General features: G+C 65.4%; 11 protein-coding genes. All 11 read right to left on the bottom strand.

Annotated features, from left to right (window positions below; translation table 11 throughout):
- Positions 1 to 105: 105 nt before the first annotated feature.
- On the bottom strand, positions 106 to 2,448 hold the full coding sequence (locus ACY34H_RS12405; protein WP_464977799.1) for a beta-L-arabinofuranosidase domain-containing protein: 2,343 nt from the start codon (positions 2,446 to 2,448) through the stop codon (positions 106 to 108).
- Positions 2,449 to 2,668: 220 nt separating this feature from the next.
- Complete coding sequence (locus ACY34H_RS12400; RefSeq protein ID WP_464977798.1) at positions 2,669 to 3,703, bottom strand: family 43 glycosylhydrolase; 1,035 nt, start codon at positions 3,701 to 3,703, stop codon at positions 2,669 to 2,671.
- Positions 3,704 to 3,786: 83 nt separating this feature from the next.
- The gene (locus ACY34H_RS12395; protein WP_464977797.1) at positions 3,787 to 5,331 is read right to left on the bottom strand and encodes a glycoside hydrolase family 43 protein; all 1,545 of its coding nucleotides are present in this window, start codon (positions 5,329 to 5,331) and stop codon (positions 3,787 to 3,789) included.
- 4 nt (positions 5,332 to 5,335) lie between these two features.
- Positions 5,336 to 6,883, bottom strand: coding sequence for an alpha-N-arabinofuranosidase (locus tag ACY34H_RS12390; protein ID WP_464977796.1), 1,548 nt, complete (start codon positions 6,881 to 6,883; stop codon positions 5,336 to 5,338).
- A gap of 22 nt (positions 6,884 to 6,905) precedes the next feature.
- Positions 6,906 to 8,855 (bottom strand): glycoside hydrolase family 97 protein, encoded by a 1,950-nt coding sequence (locus ACY34H_RS12385; protein ID WP_464977795.1) that lies wholly within the window; start codon positions 8,853 to 8,855, stop codon positions 6,906 to 6,908.
- 128 nt (positions 8,856 to 8,983) lie between these two features.
- Positions 8,984 to 9,751 (bottom strand): SDR family NAD(P)-dependent oxidoreductase, encoded by a 768-nt coding sequence (locus tag ACY34H_RS12380; RefSeq protein ID WP_464977794.1) that lies wholly within the window; start codon positions 9,749 to 9,751, stop codon positions 8,984 to 8,986.
- Between the two features lie 47 nt (positions 9,752 to 9,798).
- The gene (locus tag ACY34H_RS12375; RefSeq protein WP_464977793.1) at positions 9,799 to 11,412 is read right to left on the bottom strand and encodes an aldehyde dehydrogenase (NADP(+)); all 1,614 of its coding nucleotides are present in this window, start codon (positions 11,410 to 11,412) and stop codon (positions 9,799 to 9,801) included.
- The gene (araD1, locus tag ACY34H_RS12370) at positions 11,409 to 12,389 is read right to left on the bottom strand and encodes an AraD1 family protein (protein ID WP_464977792.1); all 981 of its coding nucleotides are present in this window, start codon (positions 12,387 to 12,389) and stop codon (positions 11,409 to 11,411) included. The genes ACY34H_RS12375 and araD1 overlap by 4 nt, the downstream gene beginning before the upstream one ends.
- Before the next feature lie 149 nt (positions 12,390 to 12,538).
- Positions 12,539 to 14,284, bottom strand: coding sequence for an IlvD/Edd family dehydratase (locus ACY34H_RS12365; protein ID WP_464977791.1), 1,746 nt, complete (start codon positions 14,282 to 14,284; stop codon positions 12,539 to 12,541).
- 210 nt (positions 14,285 to 14,494) lie between these two features.
- Positions 14,495 to 15,559, bottom strand: coding sequence for an aldose epimerase family protein (locus ACY34H_RS12360; RefSeq protein ID WP_464977790.1), 1,065 nt, complete (start codon positions 15,557 to 15,559; stop codon positions 14,495 to 14,497).
- 59 nt (positions 15,560 to 15,618) lie between these two features.
- Positions 15,619 to 16,599 (bottom strand): glycoside hydrolase family 43 protein, encoded by a 981-nt coding sequence (locus ACY34H_RS12355; RefSeq protein ID WP_464977789.1) that lies wholly within the window; start codon positions 16,597 to 16,599, stop codon positions 15,619 to 15,621.
- Positions 16,600 to 16,630: the final 31 nt, after the last annotated feature.

The raw sequence follows: 16,630 nt of genomic DNA, 5'->3' as shown, positions 1-16,630 counted from the left end.
CGGATGCAACAAATGAATTGGTTGCAATTATTCTTTTGCGGCTATGGTAGAAGAAATTGCCATGCCGAACCAATATATTTTTTCGTCCCTGCCATACCTTTTTTACTATCGCAGCAGCCGCAAGCCATACAGGCCGCCGGCGATCGAGCCGGTCTGGGCGACGAATTTCACGTCGATTTTCTTGCCCAGCCCCTCTGGCAGCGTGAAATCGCGGGTATAGAACGCTTCGCCTTCGTTTTTCAGCTCCATCGACTGCAGCAGCTTGCCGTCGACCAGGATGTCGAACCTGCGGCCTGCATCGCTTGATGCAAACGTCAGGCGCAGCACTTTCGCCTCCCCTTTCGGGTTGTTCAGCACATAGCTGAACCAGCCGGTGGCATGGCGCCAGTGGCGGCCGCCGTTGATGCCGGCATCGGCGCCCTCCCCCGTGAACGCATGGTCCGATTCCGGCTGCTGCTCGCCCGGCGCCACCTGGTCGATGGTGCGGGCGTTCAGCGCCAGGCGCTCTTTCTCCTGCTGCGCGGTCTGTTCCTGCAGCGCCGCGTAGCCGGACGGCGTGGAGCGCTGCCAGTACATCGTGTAGCGCGAATCGTGCAGGCGGAAGAACGGCACCAGCTTGAGCTGTGCCGCATTGCCCTGCCCGCGGATCAGGTCCGGCGCCGTGAATGTCAGCGGCTGGCCTTTCACCGGCCGGATCTTGCTGGTGAAGTCCCTGGCATCGGACACGAACATTGGCGCCGCACCCAGCGGGCAGATCTCGCCCTTGGCGATGTGGCCCATGCGCGAATCGTCGGCGAACACGTTCAGTTTCTCGTCCTTGAATGGCGCGGTCTTCGCGGCCAGCACGATCGGGCCGTGCAGCACCGCGTACCAGTTCGACATGTCGGGCATCTGCTCCAGGTGCGTCTTCATCGGCAGCGTCAGCTCCACCGTGTCGCCGTCGCGCCATTCACGCTCGACCGCTATGTATCCATCCTCGCCGGCCTCGGCCCTGACCGGCTTGCCGTTCACTTTCACCGCCAGCGCGCCCTTCGCCACCCAGGCCGGATGGCGCAGCTTGATGGCGAACTTGCCGGTGCCGTGGACAGTCACGCGGGTGCTCTCTTCATCCGGGAAACTGGTGGCCTGCGTGATGCGCACGTTTTTCTCGGCCCACGTCAGTTCGGACGGGATGAACAGATTGACGAACAGCGTGTCCGCCTCTTTCGCGTAGATGAACTGGCCATATTTGGCATGGCTCTCGATGCCGGAACCGACGCAGCACCACATGCCCTGGTCCACCTGCGAGTAGACCCGGTAGTGGTTCGGGCGCATCGGCGTGAAGTAGACGAAGCCGCCCGTCTGCGGATGCTGCGACGACAGGATATGGTTGTACAGTGCGCGCTCGTAGTAGTCGCCGTAGCGAGATTGCGGCTTGTCGGCAAACAGCAGCTCGGTGAGCTTGAGCATGTTGTAGGTGTTGCAGGTTTCCGGGCCTTCCACGTCGTCGATCATCGGACCGAAGTCCTTGTGGTCGTGGAAGTGCTCGCGCACGCTGTTGCCGCCGATCGCCACGCTGCGGTTCTCGACGACGGTTTTCCAGAAGAACCGCGCGGCTTCTCGCATCTTCGGGTCGTTCGTCATCGTGCCGACGCGCTCGAAGCCGATCACTTTCGGGATCTGCGTATTGGCGTGCAGGCCGGTCAGCTGGTCCTTGCCCTGCTCGAGCGGATCGAGCACGGCGCGGTGCGAGAAGCGCTTCGCCAGTTCGAGGTATTTTTTATCCCCGGTCATGTCGGCCACGTCGGCCAGCACCTCGTTCATGCCGCCGTGCTCGGCGCGCAGCATCGCCTGCATCTGCGTGTCGGACAGCTTCGATGTCAGCGCCAGCGCCCAGTCCGCGTAGGCCACCAGCATCGTCCTGGCTTGCTGGTTGGCGCCGATCCTGTACGCATCGCGCAGGCCGGCAAAGGTCTTGTGCAGGTTGTACCAGGGCACCCACTTGCCGTTGACGGAGAAGTTATCCGCCTGCAGCTCGCCCCTGGCGATCTTGTCCAGCGCCGCCTTCCCGCCCGGCACGCCGCCCAGGTAGCCGTCGCCGCCGGCATCCTGGCAGCGTTTCAGCTCGCGCACGAAGTAGTCGAGGCGTTCCTTGACCTGTTTGTCGCCGGTTGCCGCATGCATCAGTGCCAGCGCGGACAGATAATGGCCGCCCATGTGGCCATCCAGGCCACTGGACTCCCAGTTGCCGTACGACTGCTTCACGGCCGGCAGGCCTGCCTCGCGGCGGAACGGCGCCAGCAGGCGGTCCGGATCGAGCGCCATCAGGTAGCGCAGGTTGGTCTGCTGGGCTTCCAGGAACGGGCTCGCCGTCAGGCGCACGTCGCGCAGCTGGAACAGGTCGGCGGCGTGGGTTGAGCCGATCGCGCAGAGGGCGGCGGCAAGGGCGAGGTGGCGAAGAGTGGGCATCAATGTATTCCTGTTCTCAGATCAAGATGTCGAGATAGCGTCAGAGCGACAGGGGTCTGTCCCCGGTAAGTGCCGGCAATGGCGCTTGCTGATAGCGTCTGAAAGCGTTAGCGACTGGGTTGTCGATAACACTTACCGGGGACAGACCCCTGTACGCTGACGCTCTCTCGACTTCAGGTGTCGCAAACCGAGCGGCGGTAGCGCCGAATCTGCCGTTACATTACTTCCCAGCCGGCAGCAGCACGCTCTGGTAGCTGTTCAGCTGCGCCGCATCGACCACCGGCCAGCCGGCGCCATCCCACTTCATGTCCAGCACCTTCAGCTTCTGCCGGTAGTCGTCGCCGGTCTCGTAGGCGTGCAGTACCAGCACGTCGCGGCCGTCGAAGGTGTAGGCGCTGTTGTGGCCAAGGCCGACCCAGTCGCGGTTGCCCTTGATGACGAGCGAGCCGCCACCCTTGGCCATGTCCTTGCCGTCCTTGTCCAGGTAGGGCCCGGTGATCGCCTTCGAGCGGCCGACGACGACGTGGTACGTGCTCTGCTCCTTCTTGCAGCACAGGCCCCACGACGCGAACAGGTAGTAGTAGCCGTTCTTGCGGAAGATGAACGGCGCCTCGATTTCCGCCGGCGCGGCCGACTCGTCGGGCTCGAACGCGGGCCGCTCGCGGCGCGCGATCGTGTGCCATTCCTGCGGCTCGGCCGGTTTGGTCCAGTCGGCGTTCAGCTTGAACAGCTTCAGGCCCGTCCAGAACGAACCGAACGACATCCAGCCGTTGCCCTGCTCGTCGGCGATGACGGCCGGGTCGATCGCGTTCCACAGGTCGCGGCCCGGGACCGACTGGATCACCATGCCCTGGTCTTCCCACTTGTAGTCGGGCGAGCGCGGGTCCAGCGTCTTGTTGACGGTCACGCCCATGCCGGAGGTGTTCTTGCCGAAACCGGACACTGAGTAGTACAGGTAGAACTTGCCGTCGCGCTGCACGATATCCGGCGCCCAGATATGGCCGTCGAACGACGGCGCCGCCTTTTTCGCCCACGTCGGCTCGCCGGCGAACACGCGGCCTTCCGGGCGCCAGTTCTTCATGTCCTTCGAGCTGTAGAACGTGATGCCCGGGCCGGTGGAGAACACGTAGTACGTGTTGCCGTCCTTCGCCATCACCGGGTCGTGCACGCCGACCTGCGCGGCCTGGGCGCCGGCGGCGCCGGCGAACAGCGCCGCCGCCAGTGCCAGACCCTGGAATTTCGCTTCAAACTTCATTACCTACCTCCATGCTTGCTGATTCAGTTGCCGCTTCAGTTGCCGCTTCAGTTGCCAATCCGGTTGCCAGTTCAGTTGCCAATTCAGTTGCCAACCCTTGCGCCCCACAGCGACACGCCGTCGGCGTTCTGCGCCGTGAACGTGACCGTGAACGCATTCGCATTGCCGTTGTACTGCCGGGACAGCACGCCGCTGTACACCGCCGCAGTGCCATCCACGGCCAGCGCGATGCGGTTGCTGCCCTTGTGCGTCCAGGTGCCGGACAATGCGCCGGCCAGCTTGCCGTCGGCCGACAGCGTGACCGCCTGCGACTGCTTGATGCTCGCCGAAATGTCCTTGCCGTGGTTGACCAGCTTGTACGAACCGGCGACGTCGCCTGCCGCCACCGTGGCCGATGGCGCGCCGGCCGCCTTATCCAGCGGAACGTGGCGGAACGGCGCGACCACCGGCCAGCCATCCTCGTTGATGAACATCTGGTGCGTGCGCACTTCATGCAGCTCGCCGGTGCCCGGGAAGCGGGCATGGAAGATGATGAAGTACTGCTTCGTGGCCGGGTCGTAGTACGTGCTGTTGTGCCCTGGCGAGACGTAGCCGGCGGCCGTGCCGGTTTCCCCGGCGGCCAGCGCGAACTGGTGGTTGCCCATCAGCTTCTGGCCGTGCGGCGCGATGCTGGCATCGTCGAACAGCGGTTTCGACGGGTCCGCCTTCACGGTCGCCATGTCGGTGCCCTTCGCATCGACGTAGGGGCCGTCGGCATGGCGCGAACGCGCCACGCGCACGTTGTAGGCGCCATTCGCATCCAGGCCGCCGAACGACGTGAACAGGTAGTAGTAGCCACTTTCCGGGCTGTACTGCACGTAGGCGCCCTCGATGCGGGCATGGTTACCGCCCAGCAGGTGCTTGCCGTAGCCCTGGCCCGCCAGCGGTTTGCCGGTGGCCGGGTCCATCGCCAGGATGAAGATGCCGCCCGAATACGAACCGTAGATCATCCACAGCCTGTTGTCCTTGTCGCGGAAGACCTGCGGGTCGACCACGTTCGGGTGCTTCACGGCATCGTAGACCGTGCCGTCGGCGCTTGCCTCGCCCCACATGCCGGACTTCAGGATGATGCCCTTGTCGACGTACGGGCCCTCGATGCTGTCGGCCACCGCCACGCCCAGCGCGGAACGGGGCGAATCGCCCTTGCAGGCGTTGTAGTAGAAATAGTACTTGCCGTCGTCGAGCCTGATGACGTCCGGCGCCCACAGCGTGCTGGTCTGCGCCCAGGCGAAGGTTTCCGCCAGCTGCTTCGTCACGTCGGCGAACAGCGGATTGGCCGCGTTGGCGCCGTCGGCGATCTTCGTCCAGTTCATCAGGTCGGTGGACTTTGCCGCGGCCAGGTGCGAACCGAAGATGTAGAACGTGCCATCGACGCGCACCACGGAAGGATCATGCACGCCGACATTGGCGAACGTGACCGGGGTCTGCACCGGTGCCGTGGGCGTGGTCGGCGTGGTCGGAGTCGTTGGCGTCGTCGGCCCGGCAGGCGCCGTGACAATGGGCGAGTCGCTGCCGCCCCCGCCGCCACAGGCGGCGAGGGTCAGCAGGCCCGCCGCGGCCATTGCGGCCGCAAGCGTTCCTGACTTCATGCGCTTACTCGACGGCGCCGACGATCACGGATTTCGCGGGCAGCTGGACGGTCAGCTTGCCGCCGGCGGCCTGCGCGCTGTACGCGGCCGGCTTCACGGCGTTCGGTGCGTCGAAGGTATTGTGCGCATCCATCTTCGCGGCGGTCAGCACCTGGCCGGTGAATTTGGCAGCTGAGTTGGCCGCACCGGTGCTGCCGACGTTGACCGTGACTTCGGTGGCCTTGTTCGGGTCCGTGTTCACCAGCGCCAGGTACACCTTGCCATCCTTGCCGCGCGCGGCCGAGGCGCTCACCTGCGGCACCGCCTCGGTGCCGGCGCTGTAGGCGGTGTTGTTCGCCAGCGTCACCGGCAGCGACGTCGCATCCTGGAACGGCACGTACATCTTGAACGCATGGTAGGTCGGCGTCAGCACCATGCGCGTCTTGTCGGTCAGGATCATCGCCTGCAGCACGTTGACCATCTGCGCGATGTTGGTCATGCGCACGCGGTCCGCGTGTTCATGGAAGATGTTGAAGTTCAGCGCGGCGACGACAGCGTCGCGCAGGCTGTTCTGCTGGTACAGGAAGCCGGCGTTGGTGCCCGGTTCCACGTCATACCAGGTGCCCCACTCGTCGACGAACAGGCCAACCTTCTTCTCCGGGTCGTTCTTGTCCATCACGGCCTTGTTGTCGCGGATGAACTTGTCCATCTTCAGCGTGTTCTGCATGGTGCTGAACCACTGGGCTTCCGGGAAGCCGGTGGCGGCGCCCTTCACTTCCCACTTGCCGGTCGGGATCGTGTAGTAGTGGAAGCTGACGCCGGCCATGTCGTTCTTGACTTCGCGCGTCAGCACGTCGGCCCATTTCACGTCGTCGGTGTGGCCGCCGCTGGCGATGATCTGCGGCTTGAATTCCTTCGGCGCGCGGATGAAGGTGGTGGTGTTCTTGTACAGGTTGGCGTAGTGCTCGGGGTTCATGTTGCCGCCGCAGCCCCACATCTCGTTGCCGACGGCGAAGAAGTCGACTTTCCACGGCTTGTCGCGGCCGTTCTTGCGGCGCATCTCGGCCAGGGTCGACTTGCTCGGCGACGTCATGTACTCGATCCACTCGCTCATCTCCTGCACCGAGCCGGTACCGAGGTTGCCGTTGATGTACACCTGCGCGCCCAGCAGCTCGGCCAGGTCGAAGAATTCATGCGTGCCGACGGCGTTGTCCTCGGTGACGTTGCCCCAGTTGGTGTTGACCTTCACCGGGCGCTTGCTGCGCGGGCCGATGCCGTCCTTCCAGTGGTATTCGTCGGCGAAGCAGCCGCCCGGCCAGCGCACCAGCGGCACGTGCAGGTCTTTCAGCGCGCCCACCACATCCTTGCGCCAGCCCTTGGTGTTCGGGATCTTCGAGTCGGGACCCACCCACATGCCTTCATAGATGCCGGTGCCCAGGTGCTCGGCGAACTGGCCGTACACGTTCTTGTCGATGACGGGGCCCGGCTTGGCCGTGTCGATGGTGACGGCGACCTGTGCGAAAGCGCTGCCGCAGACGGCCAGCGAGAGTGCGAGGATGGTGCGTTTGATCATGAAAGATCTCCTGATATGGTTTTTATTCGAAGACGGCAACGAAGCCGCCACGTGCTTTCAGCTTGATGCTGGTTTTCCCTGATGCCTTGATGTCCGCCTGCGCGAAGGCGCGCTCGCCGGCGCCGTCGGTAATGAGTTTCCCTGCCTTGCCGATGAAGGCGAGGTCCAGCGCCACGGTGCGATCCTGCGCGGCGCCGTTGAAGCCGGCCACGTACCACTTGCCGCCGGCCTGGCGGGCGATGACGGCATACTTGCCCGGTTCGCCGGCGACGAAGCGGCTGTCGTCCCATCGATCGGGCAGCGCGCGCAGGAAGTCCTTGACGTAGTCCGGCACGCCGGCCATGCCCTGCGGGACTTCGGCGAAGTGCTGGATGCCGGAGACGAACAGCACGGACTCGGCCAGCTCGAAGCCGTTGCGCGTGGCGCGCCTGATCTTCGGGATATCGCCGAACACCATCGGCGTGAAATCCATCGGGTCGAACAGGTTGCGCGTGAACGGCAGCATGGCCGCGTGGCCTGCCACCGGGTCCTGGTCCTTCTGTTCGAAGGTGCCGAATTCGAAGCCGCGCACGGCCTCCGCCGTCACCAGGTTCGGCCAGGTGCGCGACCAGCCGCGCGGCAAGGTGGCGCCGTGGAAGTTGACCAGCAGCTGGGCGTCGTACGCGTCGCGCAGGATGCCGACGTAGTAGTCGATCATTGACTGGCCATCGCCGCCGAAGAAGTCGACTTTTATCCCTTTCACGCCCATCGCGCGCAGTTTTGCGAACTCGGCGCGCCGGTCGGCGGACGTCAGCAGCTTGCCGCGCGGCGTCATGTCGGTGTCGTTCCACGCGCCGGCCGAGTTGTACCAGACCAGGATGCCGACATTTTTCGGCTTCGCGTACTCGACCAGCTCCCTGACTTTCTCATAGCCGATCTTCTGGTCCCAGTACGCGTCGATCAGCGTGTATTCCCAGCCCATGTCGGCGGCATAGTCGATGAACTGCTTCTGCGTGCCGAACGTGGTGAAGTCGTCCTTCAGGATCGCCCAGCTCCACGACGACTGGCCCGGCTTGATCCAGGCGGGAATGCCCGAAGTCTCGACGCCCTGGGCGGGCGCGGCCAGGTCGGTGCCCAGCGTGGAATCGACGACGGTGGCCAGGCTGCCGATCGCCAGCACGCGCCACGGCGTGGTCATCTGCCCGGTGGCGGCGGCCAGCAGCGCGCCATCGGTATAGGTTTCCTGCGGGGCCGGGCCGGCGATGCGGTATTCGCCGCCCGGCGACTGCGTGGCCAGGCGCGATGCATGGAACGTGCCGTCCAGGTTCGCCTCGGTCAGCGCAACATAGGTCGGGTCGCTGCGGTCCCCGGTGCGGAACAGCGCCGGGAACACCCAGCCGGCGCCCAGCGGCGCGGCCGTGCCCACCGGGATATCGGCCCGGTAGTGTTCTTCGTATGACGGATTGGTACGGGCAAAGCCCGTCTTCGCCACCGACATCGGCTGCAGCCAGGCGCGCGCCTGCGGGGCGAAGGCGAACGTGGTCGCCTCTTCCCTGAATTTCAGCTGCGGCGCGCGCGCCGTGTAGCGGAACGCCACGCCATCGTTCGACACGCGGAACGTGATCTCCAGCGACTGCCCGTCGCCGTTCAGGTAGCGCCAGGTGCGTTCGTTGGCGGCATATGCGACGTGGCGGCGCTTGCCGGACACCAGCTCGTACTGCTCGCGGACTTCGCGCGCGGGCGACACTTCCGGCGCACCGAGCTTCGTCGTGAAATCGGCAGCGTCGAACGACAGGCCCAGCTTCGAATCGCGCAGCACGGGCTTGCCGGCGCGCGTGATGGCATAGGTGGCGCCACCGTCCTTCGCCTGCGCGACGGTGACGGCCAGCTTGCCGTCCGGGCTGGCGACGGTTTGCGGGGAAGGCTGGGAAAATGCAACGGCGGGCACGGCAAGTGCCGATGCCGCCAGTATCCGGTACAAGGCAGGTTTCATGGTCGTGACGATGAAAAGCGCTGCCGTGGGCAGCGTGCTGCGATCGGAACTACAACACAGGACTGTGTGAAGCGTAAAAACCACCCTGGCCCATCGGACCGGGGTGGATGTGCCTCGGGGCCGCGTGCTTACACCCAGCCGGCGTCGACGATGAATTCCTGGCCGGTGCACATGGCGCTGTCGTCGGCGCCCAGGAACAGGATCATCGCGGCCACGTGTTCCGGCATCAGCTTGCCCGGCAGGCATTGGGCGCGCTTGATCTCCGCTTCGCCGGCGTCGTCGACCCACAGGTCGATCTGCCGCTGGGTCATCACCCAGCCCGGCGTCACGGTATTGACGCGGATGTTGTGCGGGCCGAAGTCGCGCGCCAGGCAGCGCGTCAGGCCGATCACGGCGGCCTTGGTGGTGCCGTAGACCGGGTAGCCGGCGTTCTTGGCATGCCACGACATCGAGCTGATGTTGATGATCGAGCCGCCGCCCTTCTTCTTCATGCCTTCCAGCACGGACTGGCAGGTGAAGAACATCGGCCGCTGGTTGATGGCGATGCGCTCGTTCCAGTATTCCAGCGTCACTTCTTCCGGCTTGTGGCGCTGGTCGTTGGCGGCGTTGTTGACCAGCACGTCGAAGTCGCCGATCTCGGCCGCCAGTTCGGCGATCGTGTTCTGCAGCGCCGGAATGTCGGTGATGTCGCAGTAGCGGTACAGCGGCGCAGGATGGCCGGCGGCCTTGATGCGCTCGACCAGCGCCAGGCTGGCTTCCTTCGCGATGTCGACGAACGCGACGACCGCGCCCTGCTCCGCATACGATGCAACGATCGCCTCACCGATGCCGGTGCCGCCGCCGGTCACGAATACGCGCTTGCCGCGCAGGCTGCCGAACTTGGCAAAATCAGTCATGCTCTGTCTCCCGTTCTTATCCAACAATTTACGTGCGACCTTGTCGGTCATTCCTTGCCCAGCACGCCGTCATGGCGGCGCCAGATGCCCAGCGGATTGCCGTCGCGCAGCGCGTCCGGCAGCAGCGGCTGCGGCAGGTTCTGGTAGCACACCGGACGCAGGAAGCGCAGGATGGCACCGGTGCCCACCGAGGTGCTGCGGCCGTCGGCCGTGGCCGGGAACGGGCCGCCGTGCACCATCGCCGTCGACACTTCGACGCCGGTCGGGAAGCCGTTCGCGAGGATACGGCCGACCTTGCGTTCCAGCGCCGGCAGCAGCGTGGCGGCGGCATTGTAATCCTCTTCCTCCAGCTGCAGCGTGGCGGTCAGCTGTCCCTCCAGGTGCGCCGTCACGTGGCGCATTTCCTCCACGTCGCGGCAGGCCACCAGCAGCGATGCCGGGCCGAACACTTCGCCGTGCAGCGCCTTCTGCGCCAGGAACGCATCGGCGGACGTGACGAACAGCGCCGCGCCTCCCCTGCCTTCTTCGTGCGCGCCCAGCGCCAGCGTCTTGACGTTTTCCTGGCCGGCCAGCGCGGCCACGCCCTGCTGGTAGGCGCCGGCGATGCCGGCGGTCAGCATCGTCCCCGCCGCCACGCCGCCCAGCGCGGCAGCCGCGGCATGGGCGAAGGCGTCGAAGTCCGGGCCGGCGATGCCGAGCACCAGGCCGGGGTTGGTGCAGAACTGGCCCACGCCCAGCGTCAGCGACCCGGCGAACTGCTGGGCAATATCAACGCCGCGCGCCTTCAGGGCGCCCGGCAGCAGGAACAGTGGATTGATGCTGCTCATCTCGGCGTACACCGGGATCGGCTGCGGACGTGCCGCCGCCACGGCCATCAGGGCCATGCCGCCGAAACGCGAACCCGTGAAGCCGACCGCCTGGATCTCCGGATGCGCCACCAGCGCCTGGCCGATGGCGTTGCCGACACCGGTCAGCAGCGCGAACACGCCGGCCGGCAGGCCGGACAGTTCGACCGCTTTCGCCACCGCGCGGCCGACCAGTTCGGACGTGCCGGGGTGGGCCGGGTGCGCCTTCAGCACGACCGGGCAGCCCGCGGCGAAGGCCGACGCGGTATCGCCGCCGGCGACCGAGAACGCCAGCGGGAAATTCGATGCGCCGAACACGGCAACCGGGCCCACGCCGATCAGGCGATAGCGCAGGTCCGGGCGCGGCGGCACGCGGTCCGGCAGCGCGGAATCGATCCGCACGTCGCGGTACGAGCCTTCGCGCAGCAGGTCGGCGAACAGTTTCAGCTGGTTGACGGTGCGGCCACGCTCGCCTTCCAGGCGTGCGCGCGGCAGGCCCGTTTCCGCCATCGCGCGTTCGATCAGTTCGTCGCCGAGGGCGAGGATCTGGGCGGCCACCGTTTCCAGGAACGCCGCGCGTTCCGTGTCGGTGGTGGCGCGGAAGGTGTCGAACGCGGCGCCGGCCAGGCGGCAGGCCTGGTCGATCTGGTCCGCATCGGCCGTCTGGAACGACGGCTCGATGTGCTGGTTCAGGCCCGGGTTCCAGGCCTTGAAGTCGCCGCCGTTGCCCTTGACGGCAACGCCGCCGATCAGCGATTCGCCGGTAATCGTCGGGCTTACAATCGTCGGGCTTGCAATCGTCGGGCTTGCGGTCATAAGGCCTTGACCTGCGCCACTTGCGTTTCGACCACGGTCAGCTTGTTGCGCAGGGCCGGGCCGAAGGCCGGCGATTCCACTTCGAACGTCTCGCCCGGCTGCACGGAGATGTTGTCCGCAAAGCTCAGCGTGGCGGTGCCGAAGAAGTGCACGTGCACGTCGCCCGGGCGCTTGAACAGCTGGTACTTGAAGTGGTGGTGTTCCAGGTTGGCGATGGTGTGCGACATATTGTTCTCGCCGGAGACGAAGGCCTTCTCCCAGCGCACCTTGCCGTCGGTGTCCAGCACGCGCGACACGCCGTCGATGTGCGCCGGCAGTTCGCCCACCAGCAGCGCCGGGCCCACGCCGCACACGCGCAGCTTCGAATGGGCCAGGTACAGGTAGTTCTGGCGTTCGGTGACGTGGTCGGAGAATTCGTTGCCGATGGCGTAGCCGAGGCGGTACGGCTGGCCGTCGTCGCCGATCACGTACAGGCCGGCGATTTCCGGCTCTTCACCGCCGTCCAGCGCGAAGTCGGGCATGGCCAGCGCTTCGTTGGTGGCGGCCACGATCGAACCGTCGCCCTTGTAGAACCATTCCGGCTGCACGCCGGCCTCGCCTGCCGCGGGCTTGCCGCCCTCGACGCCCATGCGGAACATCTTCATGGAGTCGGACAGGGTCTCGACGTCGCCGCCGATCTTCTTGTGCATCGCGTCGCGCGCGTCCGCCGAACCCAGGTGGGTCAGGCCGGTGCCGGTCACGTAGGTGTGGGCGGCGTCTTCATGATCCAGCGGTGCCAGCGGGGTGACGTCGGCGTAGGCGACGGTCGTCGCGCCGGCGGATGCTTCGGCCAGCGCGGCCAGCCCCTGCTTGTTGCGGATCGCGGCCTGGGCCAGCGCGTAGGTGGTGGTGTAGCCGTCGATCACGCGCAGCGTGCCGTTTTCCAGGATGCCAACGTGGCGGGCGCCTTCTTTGTTCTTGAACTGTACGAGCAGCATATCGGGAGTCTCCTGGAGCCATCCGCGACACGCATTGCCTGCCGCCGCGGACGTCTCGATTGATTGGGTGCCGGCGCCGCCACGAGGGGGTGGGAGTGGGCAGCGGCGCCGGCGAAAAGTGTCAGTGCAAAAGTGTCAGTGCGCCAGGATCAGTGCGAGTGCTTCGGCACCTTGGAACCGCGCATGCCGACCAGGAAGTCGAAGTCGCAGCCCTCGTCGGCCTGCAGCACGTGGTCCACGTACAGCTGGGCGTAGCCGGACTTCGGCAGATCCTTGCTGGCTTCCTCGGCGCGGGCTGCCAGGCGCTGGGCCATCTCTTCGTCCGAGATTTCCAGGTCGAGGCGGCCGCCGGCGCAGTCCAGCGACACGATATCGCCATCCTTGACGATGCCCAGCGGGCCGCCGGCCATCGCTTCCGGCGCCACGTGCAGCACCACGGTACCGTAGGCGGTGCCGCTCATGCGCGCGTCGGAGATGCGCACCATGTCCTTGATGCCCTTGGCCAGGATCTTCGGCGGCAGGCCCATGTTGCCCACTTCGGCCATGCCCGGGTAGCCTTTCGGGCCGCAGTTCTTCATCACCAGCACGCAGTTTTCATCGACGTCCAGGTCCGGATCGAGGATGCGCGTCTTGTAGTGGTCGAAGTCCTCGAACACGATGGCGCGGCCGCGGTGCTGCATCAGGTGCGGCGAGGCGGCGGACGGCTTCAGCACGGCGCCACGCGGCGCCAGGTTGCCGCGCAGGATGCAGATGCCGCCATCCTTGATCAGCGGATTGTCGATCGGACGGATCACTTCCTCGTCGTAGATCGGCGCTTCCTTGTTGTTTTCCCAGATCGTCTTGCCGTTGGCGGTCAGCGCGTCCTTGTGCGGCAGCAGGCCGTTCTCGCCCAGGCGGCGCAGCACGCCCGGCAGGCCGCCGGCGTAGTAGAACTCTTCCATCAGGAAGCGGCCCGACGGCAGCAGGTCGACGACGGTCGGCGTGCCGCGGCCCACGCGGGTCCAGTCTTCCAGCTCGAGCTCTACACCCATCCTGCCGGCGATCGCCTTCAGGTGGATCACGGCGTTGGTCGAACCGCCGATCGCGGCGTTCACGCGGATCGCGTTCTCGAACGCTTCCTTGGTCAGGATCTTCGACAGGCGCAGGTCTTCCCACACCATGTCGACGATGCGCATGCCGGACATGTGCGCCAGCACGTAGCGGCGCGCGTCGACGGCGGGGATCGCGGCGTTGTGCGGCAGCGACGTGCCCAGTGCTTCGGCCATGCAGGCCATCGTGGAGGCGGTGCCCATCGTGTTGCAGGTGCCGGCCGAGCGGGAGTGGCCCGCCTCGGCGGCCAGGAAGTCATGCATCGAGATCTCGCCGGCCTTGACCTGCTCGTGCAGCTGCCAGACGGCGGTGCCGGAGCCGATCGACTTGCCGTTCAGCTTGCCGTTCAGCATCGGGCCGCCGGTGACGACGATCGCCGGGATATCGCACGATGCGGCGCCCATCAGCAGCGCGGGGGTGGTCTTGTCGCAGCCGACCAGCAGCACCACGGCATCCATCGGATTGCCGCGGATCGATTCCTCGACGTCCATCGACGCCAGGTTACGGGTCAGCATCGCGGTCGGGCGCAGGTTCGATTCACCGGAGGAGAACACGGGGAATTCGACCGGCCAGCCGCCGGCCTCGATGATGCCCTTCTTGACGTGCTCGGCGATCTTGCGGAAGTGGGCGTTGCAAGGGGTCAGCTCGGACCAGGTATTGCAGATACCGATGATGGGCTTGCCCTGGAACTCATGGTCCGGAATGCCCTGGTTCTTCATCCAGCTGCGGTACATGAAACCGTTCTTGTCCTGCGTGCCGAACCATTCGGCGGACCGCAGCTTTACATTCTTTTTCGTCTCAGACATTCGCTTCTCCAGAGTTGTTCTGCGCCCGCCGAATTGAAATCCCCCGCCGAGCTTTGATTTACGAATGTTAAAGAATGGAATGATTCTATTCCAATGAATAAAAAATGATCAGCGATATGAAAAAAGATATCGTTGCCCCAAAAAATATGGGGAGGGACCCTGTTTTTCAGGAAATTTCCTGAAAAACAGGGTCCGTCCCCAATTTTTGCTTCAGGACTGAACAGTAAACCGGTACAGCGAACGGGTGGAATACGTTTCGCCGGGACGCAGGATCGTGTTCGGGTAGTCGGGCCGGTTCGGCGAATCGGGGTAGTGCTGCGGTTCGAGGCACAGCGCTTCGCGGTGGCCGAACTGCCAGCCCTTGCCGGACAGCGAGCCGTCGAGGAAGTTGCCGCTGTAGAACTGCACGCCCGGCTCCTGGGTATACAGTTCCAGCACGCGGCCCGAGGACGGGTCGCGCAGCGTGGCGGCCAGGCTCAGCACGTTGGCATCCGGCTTGTTCAGCACGAAGTTGTGGTCGTAGCCGAGGCCGTTCTTCAGCTGCTCGTCGGCAACATCGATGCGGGAACCCACGGTCTGCGGCGTGCGGAAGTCGAACGGTGTACCCTCGACCGGCGCCAGCGGGCCGAGCGGGATCGAGTCGGCATCGATCGGCGTGTAGCGGTCGGCGTGGATGGTCAGTTCGTGATCGAGGATCGAACCGCGGCCGGCCAGGTTGAAGTAGGCATGGTGCGTGAGGTTGACGGGCGTGGCCTTGTCGGTGGTCGCGCTGTACTTCACCAGCAGTTCGTTGGCGTCGTTCAGCTCGTAGGTGACCGTCACGTCCAGGTTGCCGGGATAGCCATGGTCGCCGTCCGGGCTCGTCAGCGTCAGCTTCAGGCCGATCGTCAGGTCCGTCACCAGCGGCACGGCGTGCCATACCTGCTTGTGGAAGCCGAGCGAACCGCCGTGCAGGTGGTTCGGGCCGTTGTTGACTTCCAGCTGTACCGGCTGGCCGTCCAGCGTGAAGCGGCCGCCGGCGATGCGGTTGCCGTAGCGGCCGATCAGGGCGCCGAAATACGGCACCGCGTCGGTGAAGTATGGCGCGACTTCGTCGAAGCCGAACGTCACGTCCGCCAGGTTGCCCTGCCGGTCGGGGACGTGCAGCTCGGTGATGATGCCGCCGTAGTTCGTGATCTTGACGACCATGCCGCTGCGGTTGCGCAGCGTATAGAGGCTCAGTGCCTGGCCGTCCGGCGCGGTGCCGAACGGTTCCTGCTCAATGCTCAATTCCATCCGTATCTGTTCCTGGAAAGCGCCGGCATTCACGTAACATCACGCAACATCACGCCACATCACGCCACTGAGGGCCGGCCGAAGTCCGGCATGCCGTCATCGCGCCAGCGCAGGGGTTTGACGAAAGTATGGCGATCCGGGTTCCACAGCGGATCGCCCTCGATTTCAGTATAAGTCCGCGCATGGTACACCAGGAGCACGGTTGCGCCATCCTCGGCGACCGTGAAACTGTTGTGGCCCGGACCATAGATCTTGTGTTCGAAGCAGGTCTGCAGCACCGGCTCGCGCGACTTGGTCCACGAGGCGGGGTCCAGCAGGTTCGCGTCCTCGTCGGCCCACAGCAGCCCCATCGCATAGTTATGGTCGGTGGCGCTGGCCGAGTAGCTGACGAAGATCCTGCCGTTCTTCTTCAGCACCGCCGGCCCGCCGTTGACGCGGAAGCCGTGGCACTCCCAGGCGAACTCCGGTTTGCTCAGCATGACCGGTTCGCCGCCGATCTGCCATGGCGTCTTCATCGGCGCGATGTACAGGTTCGAGTTGCCCTCGATGTCGTCGCGCTTCTGCGCCCACAGGTAGTACAGCTGGCCCTTGTGGCTGAACGTGGTGGCGTCCAGGCAGAACGTGTCGATACCGGTGTCCACCTGCCCCAGGAATTCCCAGTCGCCCGTCAATGGATTGGCGCTGGTGTTGCGCAGCGCGTACATGCGGTGCTGGAACAGCTTGTTCCTGGGCTCGCGCGACGGCGCGGCGGCGAAGTACACGTACCAGTCGCCGCCGTTGCAATGGATTTCCGGCGCCCATACCAGGTCCGCGCACGGGCCGCCGGGAGTCTTGCGCCACACCGTGCGGGTCTGGGCCGAGGCCAGGCCTTCGATCGTCTTCGCGCGGCGCAGCTCGATGCGGTCGTACTGCGGCACCGATGCGGTGAAGTAGTAATAGCCGTCCGTGTGGCGGTAGATGTGCGGATCGGCGCGCTGCTCGATCAGCGGCTGCAGGAGGTCCCGCTCATTTTCTCTTTCCAGAAATTCAGCCTGCCACATCGTCGTGCCTCCGCGTGTCGTCCGTTATATG

The sequence above is a fragment of the Pseudoduganella sp. jia 9 genome (assembly GCF_055502615.1).
The sequence above is the reverse complement of the archived record's forward strand: the minus strand, read 5'-3'. Positions and strand labels throughout refer to the sequence as shown.